Origin of the sequence: Enterococcus sp. AZ104 (genome assembly GCF_050546705.1) — a bacterium.
In the GTDB taxonomy this organism is placed as follows: Bacteria; Bacillota; Bacilli; order Lactobacillales; family Enterococcaceae; genus Enterococcus; species Enterococcus faecalis.
This window is the reverse complement of the sequence record NZ_CP172952.1, coordinates 251,310-266,885: the sequence shown is the minus strand read 5'-3', so window position 1 is coordinate 266,885 and position 15,576 is coordinate 251,310. Positions and strand designations below refer to the sequence as shown.

Annotated in this window: 13 protein-coding genes and 1 pseudogene; 7 read left to right on the top strand and 7 right to left on the bottom strand. The window is 38.6% G+C overall.

What is annotated here, in order from left to right:
- The first annotated feature begins 99 nt into the window (after positions 1–99).
- Positions 100–1,074: a ring-cleaving dioxygenase gene (locus tag IGJ37_RS01405; protein WP_311812764.1), complete on the top strand. Its 975-nt coding sequence runs from the start codon at positions 100–102 to the stop codon at positions 1,072–1,074.
- Positions 1,075–1,095: 21 nt separating this feature from the next.
- On the top strand, positions 1,096–1,716 hold the full coding sequence (locus tag IGJ37_RS01400; protein WP_002361147.1) for a flavin reductase family protein: 621 nt from the start codon (positions 1,096–1,098) through the stop codon (positions 1,714–1,716).
- Between the two features lie 43 nt (positions 1,717–1,759).
- On the opposite strand, the gene IGJ37_RS01395 is transcribed toward IGJ37_RS01400, so the two are convergent.
- Complete coding sequence (locus tag IGJ37_RS01395) at positions 1,760–3,088, bottom strand: aminopeptidase C (RefSeq protein WP_002358357.1); 1,329 nt, start codon at positions 3,086–3,088, stop codon at positions 1,760–1,762.
- 149 nt (positions 3,089–3,237) lie between these two features.
- On the opposite strand from IGJ37_RS01395, the gene IGJ37_RS01390 reads away from it, so the two are divergent.
- Complete coding sequence (locus IGJ37_RS01390; RefSeq protein ID WP_048955776.1) at positions 3,238–3,627, top strand: GntR family transcriptional regulator; 390 nt, start codon at positions 3,238–3,240, stop codon at positions 3,625–3,627.
- On the top strand, positions 3,627–4,997 hold the full coding sequence (locus tag IGJ37_RS01385) for a DUF5808 domain-containing protein (RefSeq protein ID WP_325814909.1): 1,371 nt from the start codon (positions 3,627–3,629) through the stop codon (positions 4,995–4,997). The genes IGJ37_RS01390 and IGJ37_RS01385 overlap by 1 nt, the downstream gene beginning before the upstream one ends.
- Before the next feature lie 44 nt (positions 4,998–5,041).
- On the opposite strand, the gene IGJ37_RS01380 is transcribed toward IGJ37_RS01385, so the two are convergent.
- From IGJ37_RS01380 to IGJ37_RS01355, 6 genes and pseudogenes are all read right to left on the bottom strand, one after another.
- Positions 5,042–5,248: a heavy-metal-associated domain-containing protein gene (locus tag IGJ37_RS01380; protein WP_002355215.1), complete on the bottom strand. Its 207-nt coding sequence runs from the start codon at positions 5,246–5,248 to the stop codon at positions 5,042–5,044.
- Positions 5,249–5,269: 21 nt separating this feature from the next.
- Positions 5,270–7,756: a heavy metal translocating P-type ATPase gene (locus IGJ37_RS01375; RefSeq protein WP_325814906.1), complete on the bottom strand. Its 2,487-nt coding sequence runs from the start codon at positions 7,754–7,756 to the stop codon at positions 5,270–5,272.
- 15 nt (positions 7,757–7,771) lie between these two features.
- On the bottom strand, positions 7,772–8,212 hold the full coding sequence (locus IGJ37_RS01370) for a CopY/TcrY family copper transport repressor (RefSeq protein WP_002358353.1): 441 nt from the start codon (positions 8,210–8,212) through the stop codon (positions 7,772–7,774).
- Positions 8,213–8,340: 128 nt separating this feature from the next.
- Positions 8,341–9,504: a cation:proton antiporter gene (locus IGJ37_RS01365; RefSeq protein ID WP_002355211.1), complete on the bottom strand. Its 1,164-nt coding sequence runs from the start codon at positions 9,502–9,504 to the stop codon at positions 8,341–8,343.
- A 20-nt stretch (positions 9,505–9,524) separates the two neighbouring features.
- A complete protein-coding gene (locus tag IGJ37_RS01360) occupies positions 9,525–10,892 on the bottom strand; it encodes a TrkH family potassium uptake protein (protein ID WP_002366061.1) in 1,368 nt (455 codons plus the stop codon).
- 131 nt (positions 10,893–11,023) lie between these two features.
- A pseudogene (locus IGJ37_RS01355) lies at positions 11,024–11,615 on the bottom strand (dihydrofolate reductase family protein).
- A 198-nt stretch (positions 11,616–11,813) separates the two neighbouring features.
- Between IGJ37_RS01355 and genR the strand changes: the two are divergent.
- From genR to genA, 3 genes are all read left to right on the top strand, one after another.
- On the top strand, positions 11,814–12,575 hold the full coding sequence (genR, locus tag IGJ37_RS01350; RefSeq protein WP_002355208.1) for a MurR/RpiR family transcriptional regulator: 762 nt from the start codon (positions 11,814–11,816) through the stop codon (positions 12,573–12,575).
- Between the two features lie 173 nt (positions 12,576–12,748).
- Positions 12,749–14,083 carry a PTS sugar transporter subunit IIC gene (gene genB / locus IGJ37_RS01345; RefSeq protein WP_002355207.1) on the top strand — a complete coding sequence of 445 codons (1,335 nt, stop codon included), beginning with the start codon at positions 12,749–12,751 and terminating at the stop codon, positions 14,081–14,083.
- A 26-nt stretch (positions 14,084–14,109) separates the two neighbouring features.
- The gene (gene genA, locus IGJ37_RS01340) at positions 14,110–15,540 is read left to right on the top strand and encodes a 6-phospho-beta-glucosidase GenA (protein WP_002358345.1); all 1,431 of its coding nucleotides are present in this window, start codon (positions 14,110–14,112) and stop codon (positions 15,538–15,540) included.
- Positions 15,541–15,576 lie beyond the last annotated feature (36 nt).

Genomic DNA, 15,576 nt, shown 5'->3' with positions numbered 1-15,576 from the left:
CGAGACATTTCTTTTGCATTTTTAGGACTAATCATTTAAACTTACTTTTAGTAAGTTAATTAATTAAAAAATTATTTTTCTTTTAGGAGGATTTTTATTATGAATACACAAATTTTAGGTTTACACCACGTCACTGCCATGACTTCAAGTGCTGAAAAAATTTATCACTTTTTCACCGATATTTTAGGTCTACGTTTAATTAAAAAGACTGTTAACCAAGACGATATTGAAACATATCATTTATTTTTTGCTGATGATGCCGGCTCTCCCGGAACAGATATGACTTTCTTTGACTTTCCAGGCTTACCTAAAGGAACCAAAGGAACCAATACAATTTCTCGTACTTCCTTCCGTGTAAAAGATGATGCTGCTTTGGATTACTGGGTATCACGCTTTAATGAATATGCAATTGATCATGGAGAAATTCAAGAACGTTTTGGCAAAAAGTATTTAGAATTCGAAGATTTTGACAATCAACGTTACCAACTTATTTCTGATGAAAAGAACCAAGGTGTTGCAGCCGGCACGCCTTGGAAAAAATCTAACATCCCTAGTGAACATGCTTTAATCGGCTTAGGACCAGCCTTTGTAACTGTCGAAAATTACGAACATCTGCAACTAGTTTTAACTGAAGTTTTAGGGTTCAAATTGATTGATGCTGAAGGTAGTTTCCATTTATTTGAAGTTGGCGAAGGTGGGAATGGTGCCAGCATCATTGTAGAGCATCGGGAAGATTTGCCAGCGGCTCAAGAAGGCTACGGCAATGTCCATCACTTAGCCTTGCGCGTTGCCGATGAGGAAGCACTACGTTTCTGGATTGAAAAAATTAATCGTTTGGAATTTCCTAATTCTGGCTTTGTGGAACGTTTTTACTTTAAATCTGAATATTTCTTGGCAGCAACACATGTTTTATTTGAACTGGCAACCGATGGTCCTGGGTTTTTAGAGGATGAAACCTATGAACACGCTGGTGAAAAATTATCATTACCGCCATTTTTAGAACCAAAACGGGCAGGGATTGAAGAATTTGTGCGTCCTTTCGATACTTCAGATGCGAATGTTCAAAGAAATTAGTATTTTTTCTAGGAGGTTCCTATGATTCATTACAATAGTAACGAGTTATCTGCAAAAACAGCGTATAAATTTTTATCAGGAAGTATTATTCCTCGGCCAATCGCTTGGGTTACAACACAAGATACAGCTACAGGTGTCGTCAACGCTGCTCCCTTTAGTTTCTTTAATGCAGCGGCAGCTGAAATTCCTTTAGCAACGTTATCCATTTTACGACCAGACAAAGCGCCTAAAGATACGGCACGAAACATCTTGGCTACTAAAGAACTTGTCATCCATTTCGTTAACGAAGACGTTCTTACTCAAATGAATCAGACTTCGGCACCTTTAGCAGCAGAGATCAGTGAAATTGACACATTCGGTATTGAAACCATTGCCAGCCAGACTGTTGCTGTTCCAGCAATCAAAGCCGCGCCGATTCGGATGGAAGCTCGCTTACATCAATATGTACCTATTGCTAACCATGAAGGTCAAATTATTACGGATTTATTCATTGTAGAAATTACCGATTTCTATTTTGATTCAGCCGTTTTCGATGAAGAACATCAGTACATTTTACCTGAAAAACTCCAACCGATTGCTCGTTTAGCAGGCAATGATTATACAACATTGGGCGAAATCCGTGAAGTTCGCCGCCCAACGTAAAAAGAAGGCCCCGCCATGACGGCGGGGGCCTTCTTTTTCTGTTTTATGCTAATGCTCCCATTGGATCCCAAGGTGCCAAAACAGTTGGCGCTTGTTCCCAAGCTTTTTTCTGTTCATCAGTTAATAAATCTTTGTGCACAACGATTTGATAAGTGTATTCGTCCATCCACGCATCGCTCATAACGAAGAAGCCATTTTCACCGACTTTTTCGCCCCAGCTATTTTCCACTTTCCATTTTGTTGTTTGACCATCAACGATATCAACACCTGTTAAAACCATGGCGTGTGTCATTAAGCTTTCACCAAAGTCTAAACGTTCTGCTTTAGTCATCGTAAAATCAATATCAAAAAGATCGTTCATATCGTAAACGTCTAATGCCATAATTCCTGTGTCACGTGTTGAAGATTGTCCGACATCACAACCAAACCAAACAGATTCGCCTTGTTCCAATTGTGCAGCAGCTAATTTTTTGAAAGCAGCCATTTCTACATTTAAATATTTAACTTCTTTGCCGCCGACAACATTCCCTAACATTTCAACAGTGTATGTTTTGTTGAAGGGTTTATCTTCTGTAGGAGCATTAATAATACTTACATAATCATGTAAATTAACGCCAACGTATTTTTCAAAGAATGTTTGCGGTGTTAGATTTTGATCCAAATGATAATTTTTTTCTTCGTCACGGTATTCAAAATCAAAGGTTTCTGGCGGCGTTCCTAAAGAGATTGCTAAGAAATTATAAATTTCTTGTAACATTGCTTCTTTGTTTTTTTGGACTTCTTCAGCAGAAGCGCCTTTTTCAATTAAACTACGTAAAATTGTTGCATCTTTGCGTAATTTTTTATTTAAATAGTTGTTTAAATCACGTGAATTGGAACTGTTGCTGCTTTCAGGCATTGCCGTTTTAGGCACTACGCCATATTTATCAAAAATTGAAACGATCATATCCCATTGCCCACCATCTTGTTGTGGTGTAGCTAATAAAAAGGCCACTTTACGACTAGTCAACGGTTGATCGGCTGTTGCAATAATATTTTCATAGAAATAATTTGATTTTTCATATTTATCCCAGAAAAATGTATAGTTTTGTGATAATTCAAAATCTTTTAATTGAAACGCATTTAACATTCTATGTCTAAATGTATTTAATGCCGCAAACATCCAGCAGCGACCGCTTTGTTTTTGATTGGCCACTTTTCCAGTAGCTAAGTCGACTGAAAAGACGGGTACGTTATTCACGGCTCCTTGTACAGATTCACCTGAAGCGCTGATACCATTTTTTACTACACTACGTTGTAAGGCATTTTGTTTATTATTGTTCAAGAAATCTTGATGGAATTTCTCTGTTAATTTTGGTTCAATTGCTGTCATATTTTCATCGTCCTTTCATTTTACGTTCTTCTTCATTATATGCTTCTCTTTAAACAGAAACAACCATTTACTCTAAATTCCTTGCTTTCCAACTCTTTTTGTATTATTATATATAATACAAATAGTACAAATAAGACAGGAGTGATTCGATGCTTTTAGAAATAGATGAACAAAGCGAACAGCCCATCTATCAGCAACTCATTGATCAAATCATTGTAGGCATTGCCAAAGGTGAACTGGTTCCCAATGAAAGTTTGCCTTCTATCCGACAATTGGCGGACGAAATCGGGGTCAATATGATGACTGTTTCAAAAGCTTATAATAAGTTAAAGCAATCAGGTTATATTGTGACTGACCGTCGTAACGGCACCAAAATTGCCGCAAAGTTACCTGCTACCGCTGTTTGGCAACAGCAATTGCATAAGCGTTTAGAACTTCTGTTGGCTGAAAGTTTTTTACATCAGCAATCCGAAGCAGAAATCCAAGCACTTATTCAGAAAATTTATCAAAATTTTGATTCGAAAGGGCGTGCACTATAATGGCGGTATTCTTTTATTTCATCCTAGTTTCTGTCGCTTTTTTTATGGCATTTACTATGGGGATTTATGCAAATCCTCACAAAAATATTATTTTGGAAAACACTTTACCAGAAGATAAACTACAAGATCCCAGCGTTCAAGCAATCCGAAAACGTTATAAAAAACGCTTGGTTCAACTAGCAGCCGTTTTTAGTGTTCTTAGTTTACCTTTGTTATTTATTCCTTATGATTCGATTTTATTGTTCCTTTTTCTGTTACTTTTATTTAGTTTTATTGGCAGTGACTACTATCTGCAAATCGTTTATATTCGCAAAATGGCCGCTTTAAAAATGCAAAACGGCTGGTTGCTACCTAAGCGTCCTCTCTTAATCGATACGCAATTAGTTTTAAATAAAAACCAGAAACTTATTTCATTTTGGTGGTTTTTACCTGCAATTATTCTTACTTTTGCTGGGGGCTTTTATTCCTTGCAAACGGCGATTGGTTCCTGGATTCTTTTCTTAATTACTGTTTTGATGTTAAGTTTGTTCATTGGCGGCTATTATTTTATTGCGCGCTTACCTGTCAAACCGCTAACTAGTGACTCAAAAATTAATCAGCAAATCAATGATTTATTTCGTCATCATTGGTCTGTTTTAATGGTTTTATCAGCCTTAGTTTTTGCACCGCTAACCATTTTACCAACTTTCACAATTGTAATTGATTATACGGTTGCGATGGCTCTTACTTTTTGTTATTTTATTCTTTTGTTTGTTTATGTAGGCTTTCTCTTCTACTACCTATTTTCAATGCGCAAAAAACAAGATCAATTCGTTTTACAGGCTGGCGATTATCGCTATGGGGATGATGATCAATATTGGCGGTATGGGATTTATATCAATCCAAAGGACCCCAAAATCATGGTTCCTGATCGCATTGGTATGAATTTATCCATTAACCTAGGACGGCCTGCTGGGAAAATTATTCTAGCCGCTACTGGTATTTTAACGATTGCGGTGCTGTTCTTTGCCACAGTGCCGATGTTTATAAATGATTTTTCTAGTCATGCCTTTCAAGCAACTATTGAAAATAAACAAATTGAGTTATCTGCCCCATTAGCAAAAACAAGGTCAATTCCTTTTAACCAAATCACTGCTGTTTCTTTGATTGATGACTTACCTCAAGAACGCATCCGCACAATGGGTGCTGCGACAGATAGTTACTTAACAGGAGAATTTAAAGTCGCTGGAAAACCTGCTTATTTACTAATTTATACAAAAAGTCATCCGATTCTGAAAATAGAAACGCGGAAGAAAGTTTATTATTATACTGCGCGTGAGGGTCAAGAAACAACTAAGATTTATCAGGAAATCAAAGCAAAACTTCCATAACAAAAAAACAGGGGCTACTCATGATGGTAGGCCCTGTTTTTTTGTTATTCGCTGACAACCTTGAATTTTGTATCTGCCAACGTGGTATTCAGTTCATCCTGGCTTACTTCACGATCTGCTGTCACAACGGCTGTTTGATCTGCCAAGTGAACCGCAACATTCGTTACGCCGTCAATTCCACTAAATTTTTCAGTGACCGCTTGAACACAGCCATCACATTTCATCCCATCAATTTTTACTGTTTTTTCCATTTCACTTCATCCTTTTCAATTTTATTTTTGACTTCCACTAGTTTTTTTCACCGTCGAAGGTTTAAATCCTTTTAAGCGTAAGGCGTTTAGTAAGACAGAGACTGAACTAAAACTCATAGCTGCTGCTGCAATCATCGGACTTAACAAAGGTCCACCAAATAAGTGTAACACACCCATAGCCACTGGAATACCTAATGTATTATAGGCAAATGCCCAGAAAAGATTTTCTTTGATGTTTTTGATGGTCGCTTTACTTAATTCAACTGCTGTAGGCACATCCATTAAATCACTACGCATTAGCACAATGTCGGCCGATTCCATTGCAACATCTGTGCCTGAACCAATAGCAATCCCCACATCTGCTTGGGCAAGTGCTGGTGCATCATTAATACCGTCACCCACCATCGCAACTTTTTTGCCTTCTGCTTGTAGTTTTTTCACTTCTAACGCTTTATCTTCTGGTAAAACTTCACTTAAGACACGATCGATACCTACTTGTTTTGCAATCGCCTCGGCAGTACGTTTGTTGTCTCCCGTAATCATCACGGCTTCGATCCCCATTTTATGCAAACGTGCAATGGCTGTTTGACTGCTATCCTTCACAGTATCTGCTACCGCAATGATACCCGCAAACGAACCATCTTTTGCCACAAACATTGGGGTCTTCCCTTCTTCTGCCAAACGATCCGCTTGTTGAACAAACGTTGATAGCTCGATTGCTTCTTCTTTCATTAATTTTATATTGCCCAAAAGTAGGACTCGTTCGTTGACTGTCACACGGATGCCGTGACCTGGAATCGCTGAAAAATCGCTTCCTTCTGCTAATGGCAATTGACGTTCTTTAGCCGCTCCCACAATCGCTTCACCTAGGGGGTGTTCTGATCCTTGTTCTGCAGAAGCTGCTAATGTTAGTAACTCAGCTTCTGAAAGTGCTGAATCAGCAACTAAAATATCTGTAACCACCGGTTTGCCTTCTGTAATAGTCCCTGTTTTATCAAACACGATTGTTTGAATTTTGTGAGTGGTTTCTAAAGCATCCCCACTTTTAATTAAAACGCCATTTTCAGCGCCCTTACCTGTCCCCACCATAATCGCAGTCGGCGTTGCCAAGCCGAGCGCACAAGGACAAGCAATCACTAACACAGAAATGGTAATTGTCAAAGCGAAAATCCATGACTCTTGTCCTAAAAAGAACCAAGCCAAGCCAGAAAGAACAGCCAAACCAATGACGATTGGGACAAAAACACCCGAAATTTTATCAGCTAATTGTGCAATCGGCGCTTTTGAGCCTTGCGCATCTTCTACTAATTGAATGATTTGGGCAAGGGCCGTCTCTTTTCCCACTTTTGTCGCCTTGAATTGAAAGCTGCCATTTTTATTGATGCTAGCACCAATTACTGCATCACCGACTTTCTTTTCAACAGGCAAACTTTCGCCCGTTAACATGGCTTCATCCACAGAACTACTGCCTGAAACAATCACTCCATCAACAGGGATTTTATCTCCTGGGCGAACAATCACAATGTCATCCAACTGAACAGCATCAACTGGCACTTCAATTTCTGCGCCATCACGTAAAATATGAGCAGTTTTCGGCGCCAAACCCATTAATTTTTTTATCGCATCTGAGGTTTTCCCTTTTGAAACAGCTTCGAAATATTTTCCTAATGTAATTAAAGTTAAAATAACACCCGCTGATTCATAATAAAGAGCCATTGTAAAACTTGTATCTCCTAAGAATATCATGACTGTGCCATATAAACTATACACAAAAGCAGCACTGGTTCCTAAAGCCACCAAAGAAAACATATTCGGATGCCCTTTAAATAATGCTTTAAAACCAACTGTGAAAAATTCTCTGCCGACATATAGAACGGGTAACGTCAAAATCAATTGAACCATTGCAAAGGTCGTCGCATGTGTCATTGGATTCAAAAAATCCGGCAATGGTAAGCCTACCATATGTCCCATCGCAATATAAAGAAGTGGTACTGTAAACACCGATGAGATCCAAAAACGTTGCCACATCTCAGCAATATGTTTTTGTTTCTTTTCACGATCTTGGTCCGCTGTTGCACCTGCAGCGACTTCTTCTGTCGCTTGATAACCTGCATCCGTAACTGCTTTGATAATTTCAGCACTCGTTACTTGATGGTCGTCATAACTAACCACCAGTTTTTCCGTGGCTAAATTAGCAATCGCTTGTTGAACACCAGATAATTGGTTCACAGCTTTTTCAATCGTTTGGGCACAGGAAGCACAACTCATTCCTTCAATCGCAAACGTTCGTTGCTGGGCTGGGCTAATCGCCTTGTAGCCAGCATCTGACACAGCCTCCTTAATTTCTTCTTCTGTGACTTCCGTCTGATCATACGTGACACTTAATTTTTCCGTAGCTAAATTGACACTTGCCTTTGCCATCCCAGGTAACTTCGTCGTAGCCTTTTCAATCGTTTGGGCACAGGAAGCACAGCTCATCCCTTCAATATCAAACGTTTTACTTTCCATTTTTTTCACTCCTTTTTAAATTAAATGACATTGGCATTGACCAGGAATACAGTTACAAGGGACAGATTCAACCGCCGTCTTGCGCTTCTCTTTCAAGAGTTCCTCTAATCGATCCAAATCGTCATAACTCAACTGACTCTCTGTTAAAATTGTTTCTACCACGGAACCAACTTTACGGCTGCACACCTTGGCTAAAAGTTCGTCTGCCACCGTTTCAACGCTCCGACGTTCTTCTACTAGCGGATAATAAATATATTTATTGCCTGCTTTCTCCGTCCCAACTAACCCTTTATCTGTTAAACGACTTAGTAACGTCTTGACGGTCGTTGATTTCCATTCTTTTTTCTCATTTAAAAGTGTATGAACTTCACGACTCGTGGTTTTGCCTTGGGTCCAAATAACCCGCATGACTTCCCACTCTGCATCAGTAATTGTCGCTAATTTATCTTTTGCCATACTCGTTAAATTCCTCCTTCATCAATAAAAAAAGAGTTCAAGGTTATCGACTACAAATGTAGTCGTTTATCTTGAACTCATCATATAGCTATTTTATTTTTTTGTCAACAACTTCTGCTCATCTTTTTTTATTGCAACGCAGATTCTTGTTTTTTAACAAAGTATTTCAATAAGAACGGTGCAACTAAGGTCGTTAAGATAATTACCACAATCATGCTCGTATAATACGCTTCTGAAAGTAATTTAGATTGGTAGCCAATTTGCGCAATGATTAATGCCATTTCCCCACGCGAAACCATCCCAGCACCGACCATTAAAGAACTTGTATTGGAGAAACCAACCATTTTCGCTCCCCAGGCGCCGCCCAGTAATTTCGTTAAAATCGCCATAATCGTCATTACCAAAATAAAAGGTAAATCTTTTCCTAACGTGTTAAATGTCACTGATAAGCCAATGCTGGCAAAGAAGACGGGAATAAACACGGCATAGCCAATAGCTTCAATATTGAAATCAATTTCTGTTTTTGCATCCGTTTGTCCCACAGCAATCCCTGCAAAAAAGGCACCTACGACAGAACTTAAACCAACTAAATCAGCCAAATAAGCCATGCCCAAACAGATAATCAATGACATGATAATAACAGACGACCCAATGTTCATTTTTTGACTTAAACGTAGTAAATAGGGAGCGATAAAGCGGACCAAAAAGAAAATCCCAATAAAGAATAAGCCTTGTTCAATTAACTTAACAATAAAGCTGACTTCTGTATTGCCGCCTGTACTTGCACCAATCATGCCGACAGCGACACTTAAAATAATCACGACCACGATATCGTCAACGACGGAAGCCCCAAGAATCGTTGCACCTTCTTTACTACTTAAAACATTCAACTCTCTTAATACTTCTACTGAAATGCTGACCGACGTTGCTGCTAAAACTAACCCAAGGAAAAAAGCTTCTTTCCAAGAAAAAGCAAACAGCTGACCAATCAACATAGTAAAACCAACCGGTAAAACGATCCCCAAAATAGCGACCATGACACTAGGTTTCGCATATTTTTTCAATAATTCCAATTCACATTCCATTCCAGCAATAAACATCAGCATAATGACACCAATTTCTGAAAAGTCATGCACAAACACATCTTGATGCACAATATTTAACATCGCTGGACCTAACACAATCCCTACTAGCAATTGCCCAATTACTGCAGGAATTCCTACTCTTTTACAAGCAACACCTGCTAAAGTCGTTGTAATTAAAATCAAACATAAAATACCTAAAAATTCCATTCTATTTCCCTCTTTCTCTATTAACCAATCATCACTGATTCTTTTGGATATTGAACTTTCGACTGACTTTCCAAGCCTTTCTTAATTAATGACAATAACACCGTGTACACACCCACACGACCGACGAACATTAGAAAAATAATCACCAGTTTACCAAAAACAGTTAAATCTGGTGTTAACCCCATTGTTAAACCGACCGTTCCAAATGCAGAAATCACTTCAAAAACGATATACTCAATCCCGTTTTTTAAAGGTAATGTTTCTGTAAACGAGAGAATAACCGAAGCAGTTACACATAAAAAAGTTGCCAAGAAGAACAAAGTAAACGCTTGGAGCACTACTCGCTCAGGAATTGTGCGTTCATGGAATTCCACTCGCTGTTTCCCTTTAAAAATTGCACGAAATTGTAAAAATAACACACCAAACGTAGTGGTTTTCAAGCCGCCAGCGGTTGATCCTGAAGTGCCACCAATAAACATCCACAAAATCGTGACAATCAGGCCTGGATTACTCATTTTCAAATAATCAACTGAATAAAAGCCAGCCGTTCTTGGTGTAACCGACAAGAACCAACTGTTGACAAGACGCTGCCAAAAAGACATGTCAGCTGGAAAATGGCGATATTCTGAAATGTAAAAAATAACGGTCCCTAAGACTAAAAAGGTGGCGGTCACCGTTAAAGCAAGGCGTGTATGAATACTAACACGGTGCTTAATTTTATTTTTATAGCCTTTAATCATTGCAAAAATATCGCGCCACACAATAAATCCTAAGCCGCCAGCTATAATTAAAAAGCTAATAACTAGTAAAAGATAAGGCGAATTTTGATAAGGAACCATACTATCCCCTAGCAAATCAAAGCCAGCATTACAAAATGCCGAAACGGCATGGAAGAGACTAAAAAACAACCCTTTTTTCCACCCAAATGTTGGCACAAATTGAAAGGACAACAAGAAGGCTCCAAGTAATTGAATAATGGCCGCAAACTTCATAATATATTTCATTAAACGAAAAACTCCGGAAACTTCACTAACATTTAAAGCTTCTTGATACAACATCCGTACACTTAGTGACGCTTTTTTCCGCAGCAAACTAAAGAAAATCGTGGCAACGGTTAAAAAGCCTAAGCCGCCTAATTCAATCAAAATCATAATAATAACTTGCCCGATAGGACTCCAATGTTCCGCCGTATTCAAAGGCGAAAGCCCTGTAACACAGACGGCGGAAGTTGCCACGAAAAAAGCATCAATCCATTGCGTTTTTTGTCCAGCTTGTGCAGAAAAAGGCATCATTAATAAGATTGTGCCTACAACAATTAATAAAAAAAAGCCTAAGACAATTGTTTGAACAGGTGAAATATACAACCTTTTTTTGATCTGATGTTTCATTTTTTTCTCCTCTACCATTTCTTTGTCAATCAAAAACAACACAAACGGCTAGACAACTGTTGCTTTGTTCCTCTCGCCCTATGAGAAACTCAAAACCTTGAAAGCAACTTGCCCAACCGAATAATTATTTTTTAATTTTTGTTTTCACGTTGATAAATCGAATAAACCAACTCATTTTTTTGATAAACCTGTTTTAAACGAACTGGAATTGATTGAGCCATTGTCTCGTATAGAGCAATGCCCTCACCCAGAAACAGTGGTATTGTCGTCAAAATGAAGGTATCAATTAAATCAGCTGCCAAAAGCGGTTGAACCACTTTTGGGCCTCCAACAATCCAAATTCCCGCGCCGTCTTCTTCTTTGAGACGACGAATTAATGTGACTGGATCTTCCTTGGTAAAAGTTCTTGAAGCAGTTGATGGTTCTGGATGAGAGGTAATGATATAAGAATGCTTGTCTTCATAAAAATACACATCTGGGGAACAATTCTTGTGTAACTTGATCATAAGTAGTCCGCCCCATTACCACAGTGTCTATTTTTTTATACATTTCATCGTAACTACGATCTTCTTCATCGCCACGAATATTCTCTTCTAACCAAGCAACACCGCCCGCTTTATCCGCAATGAAACCATCAATACTCGCTGCAATAAATAAAATTACTTCCCGTGCCACATCAACGCCCCCTTTTCTCTTCTTATCTATTTTAGCTTGTTTTCTCAAAAAACTCTAGGGGTGCGCATTGTTATTTTTAAAAGAAAAAAGAGAAAAACTAGGATAATTGGGCTACTTTTTGTAAAATAGGAAATAAGAAACTTTTTATTGAGTTATTTTACATTTTTTTCAAGAAAAATAAGAATTGGTTTATTTGATTTACACAAAAAAATAACATATTCAGTTTTTATATAAAGGAGGATTACTTTGTTTGATTTAGAGAAGGTTCAGACCTTGAATGAATTAGAAATGCTCGTTTACCATTATGTATTGGAACACCTGCACCAAATCCCTCAACAGACCATTCGCCAACTGGCTACTTCCTGTCATGTCTCCACCTCAACGATTCTACGATTTTGTAACAAAATGGGCTATGCTGGTTTTTCTGAATTAAAATATGCAGTGAAAGAAGAAGCCAAACAAACACAAACGTTTGAAAATTTTTATGATGCCACGGTTCACGTCGATGCTTTTTTAAAAAAATTAAACCAAGAAACCTATTACGAAATGCTTCGTCCAGCAATTCAAATGATTGTTCAAGCACGTCACGTTGCCTTTACTGGCATTGGTACTAGCGGAATTTTAGGTAGTTATGGCAGTCGTTATTTTGCCAACTTAAATATCAATTCTTACAGTATTGCTGACCCCTTTACGCCTATCCCCAAGCGCGGATTTGAAAATACATTAGCCTTGATTCTGTCTGTATCTGGGGAAACCAATGAAATGATTAAACAAATGACCGACTTTAAAACAGCTGGCGCCAAAGTGCTAAGCATTACCAACAATCAACATTCAACTATTGCCCGCTTGGCTGACTACAACATCTCCTATTATATGCCCGACGAACGTTCTCCATTTGCAGATAAATCAGTTAATACAACCACTCAAATCCCTGTCATTGCTTTAATTGAACTCCTAGCTCATCAAGCAAGTCAACTTTTAAAGGAACTAGATGAAACACCTTTCTAGTTGTTTTTCACAAAAGCTCATGCTGTCTAAAACACCATGAGCTTTTTTGTTTTTTTTCTTGGTACATGTTTCTCATTCAGGCAAAAGTCTATTTTTTCTTCAAATAACCTTATATAGTAAATATGTAAACGGATACATTTGCATTTATATTATTCTTCAAAGGAGAGATTTTTATGAACGAATGGATTAACGAGAAATTATTACCTCCAGTACTAAAATTCGTCAATACCAAAGCAATTACTGCCTTACGGAACGGGATGCTTTACACGATGCCTTTTACCATTGTTGGTTCCGTGTTTCTTCTATTAGCGAATTTCCCAGTTACAGCTATTTCTGAATGGGTTAACGCAAGCGGTCTGGCTGTTTATTTCAATCAAGCATATGGGGCATCTTTTGCGATTATGTCTTTATTTGCGGTCATCGGTATTGCCTACTCGTATGTAAAAAGCGAGGGATTTGAAGGCCTCCCAGCGGGCATGATTGCCATGGTGGTTTTCATTTTGTTTATGTCATCTGAAGTCAAAGATGCGGTTTCTGGCGCAGTAGTTGGCAATGTCATCAACAAAGATTGGACAGCTGGTAAAGGGATGATTACAGCTATTATTGTTGGTTTGTTAGTCGGCGTTGTATATAGTTGGTTTTTACGTCATGATATTCGTATCAAATTACCAGAAGCTGTACCAGAAAATGTGGCCAATTCCTTTACTGCGTTAATTCCTGCCAGCGTCATTGTAACTGGTGCAATGCTAATTTTCATTCTTCTAGATAAAGTCTTCAATACGACATTCTTTGACTTTATTTACGAAGTGCTACAATCACCACTTCAAGGAGTCACAGATTCACTAGGTGGCGCATTACTATTAGGTTTTGTCATTCCCCTCTTTTGGTTTTTCGGTGTTCACGGGTCAACAATCGTTGGCGGCATCATGGGTCCTATTTTACAAGCAAACTCTTTAGAAAACACCGAAATTTTGAAATCTGGAAAAGACTTAACACTGGCTAATGGTGGCCATATTGTTACACAACAATTTTTAGATCAATTTTTAACGGTCACTGGTGCGGGCATGACAATCGGGTTAGTCGTGTTCATGGTTTTCTTTGCCAAATCAGCTCAGTTTAAGCAATTAGGTCGGCTTTCAATTGGGCCAGCTGTTTTCAATATTAACGAGCCAATTGTCTTTGCTACACCTATCGTGATGAACCCAATCATGGCTGTGCCATTCATTATCACACCGATTGTTTCTTCTGTTGTGACATATTTTGCCTTGTACACAGGACTGGTTCCTCTCTTTACTGCGGTACAAGTTCCCTGGACTACTCCTCCAATCATTTCTGGACTTTTAGTTGGTGGTTGGCAAGCCGCGTTGCTTCAAGTAGTAGTACTGACGATGAGTTTCTTTATCTATTTACCGTTTGCTAAAAAAATGGATGCACTTAACTACGCAGAAGAAACCAATCAACCGATTACTGAAGAAACCCTTGAAAAAGTCGAAGCACAAAACGTATAAAAATTTGAACAAAGGACTGAAACGATATGTCAATTTTGAAAAATGATTTTCTTTGGGGCGGCGCTGTCGCTGCTCATCAATTAGAAGGAGGCTGGGACCAAGGCGGTAAAGGGGTGAGCGTGGCGGATGTAATGACTGCCGGTGCACATGGCGTCCCTCGTAAAATTACCGCAGGCGTTTTACCAGATGAACACTATCCTAACCATGAAGCGATTGATTTTTACCATCGCTATCAAGAAGATATTCAACTATTCAAAGAACTTGGTTTAAATTGTTTCCGAACCTCTATTGCTTGGACACGAATTTTTCCTAACGGAGATGAAGAAACGCCCAATGAAGAAGGTCTCCGTTTTTATGATGCACTTTTTGACGAGTGTTTGAAAAATGGTATTGAGCCAGTCGTCACACTGTCTCACTTTGAAATGCCTTATCATTTAGTCACAAAATATGGCGGCTTTCGCAATCGCCAGGTCATTGATTTTTTTGTCAAATTTGCTGAAGTCTGTTTCACTCGTTACCAGAAAAAAGTCAAATATTGGATGACCTTTAACGAAATTAACAACCAAGCCAATTATGAAGAAGATTTTGCACCTTTTACTAACTCTGGTATTGCTTACCAGGAAGGAGAAGACCGCGAAGCAATTATGTATCAGGCTGCTCATTATGAACTAGTCGCTAGCGCACGTGCAGTGAAAATTGGCCACGCTATCAATCCCGACTTCCAAATTGGCTGTATGATTGCGATGGTGCCTATTTATCCTTATTCTTGTAATCCTGAGGATATGATGATGAGTGTTAGCGCAATGCAAAAACGTTATTGGTTTACCGATGTTCATGTCCGCGGTCATTATCCAAGTGCAATTCAATGCTATTTGAAACGAAAAAACATTTCATTAGATGTCACAAAAGAAGATTTAACTGATTTAGCTAATGGCTGTGTTGATTATATTGGCTTTAGCTATTACATGTCGTTTGCTGTAAAAGGTGCAGAAAAGGCCCCTACTTTTGACTACAATGAAGCAAAAGACTTGGTGCGAAATCCTTATGTAGCAACATCTGATTGGGGCTGGCAAATCGATCCTATGGGCTTACGCTATGCAATGAATTGGTTCAATGATCGGTATGAATTACCACTTTTTATTGTCGAAAATGGCTTTGGTGCTATTGATGAGTTAGAACCAGACGGAACGATTAACGACACTTACCGAATCGCTTATTTACGTGAACATATTGAGATGATGAAAGAAGCCGTTGCGTATGACGGCATTGATTTGATGGGCTACACACCTTGGGGATTCATCGATTTAGTGAGCGCTAGTACAGGCGAAATGAAGAAACGGTATGGCTTCATTTATGTAGATAAAGACAACGATGGTCACGGAACGTTGGAGCGGCGAAAGAAAAAATCGTTTGCTTGGTATCAACAAGTGATTGCTACGAATGGAGAAGAATTATAAACAAAAGGCCTTCGTCTAAAGACGAGGGCCTTTTGT

Coding starts and splice junctions, on each gene's coding strand:
- IGJ37_RS01400 (WP_002361147.1), top strand. CDS start 1,096: ATGATTCATTACAATAGTAACGAGTTATCTGCAAAAACAGCGTATAAA.
- IGJ37_RS01405 (WP_311812764.1), top strand. CDS start 100: ATGAATACACAAATTTTAGGTTTACACCACGTCACTGCCATGACTTCA.
- genA (WP_002358345.1), top strand. CDS start 14,110: ATGTCAATTTTGAAAAATGATTTTCTTTGGGGCGGCGCTGTCGCTGCT.
- IGJ37_RS01380 (WP_002355215.1), bottom strand. CDS start 5,248: ATGGAAAAAACAGTAAAAATTGATGGGATGAAATGTGATGGCTGTGTT.
- IGJ37_RS01365 (WP_002355211.1), bottom strand. CDS start 9,504: ATGGAATTTTTAGGTATTTTATGTTTGATTTTAATTACAACGACTTTA.
- IGJ37_RS01385 (WP_325814909.1), top strand. CDS start 3,627: ATGGCGGTATTCTTTTATTTCATCCTAGTTTCTGTCGCTTTTTTTATG.
- IGJ37_RS01390 (WP_048955776.1), top strand. CDS start 3,238: ATGCTTTTAGAAATAGATGAACAAAGCGAACAGCCCATCTATCAGCAA.
- IGJ37_RS01375 (WP_325814906.1), bottom strand. CDS start 7,756: ATGGAAAGTAAAACGTTTGATATTGAAGGGATGAGCTGTGCTTCCTGT.
- IGJ37_RS01370 (WP_002358353.1), bottom strand. CDS start 8,212: ATGGCAAAAGATAAATTAGCGACAATTACTGATGCAGAGTGGGAAGTC.
- IGJ37_RS01360 (WP_002366061.1), bottom strand. CDS start 10,892: ATGAAACATCAGATCAAAAAAAGGTTGTATATTTCACCTGTTCAAACA.
- genB (WP_002355207.1), top strand. CDS start 12,749: ATGAACGAATGGATTAACGAGAAATTATTACCTCCAGTACTAAAATTC.
- IGJ37_RS01395 (WP_002358357.1), bottom strand. CDS start 3,088: ATGACAGCAATTGAACCAAAATTAACAGAGAAATTCCATCAAGATTTC.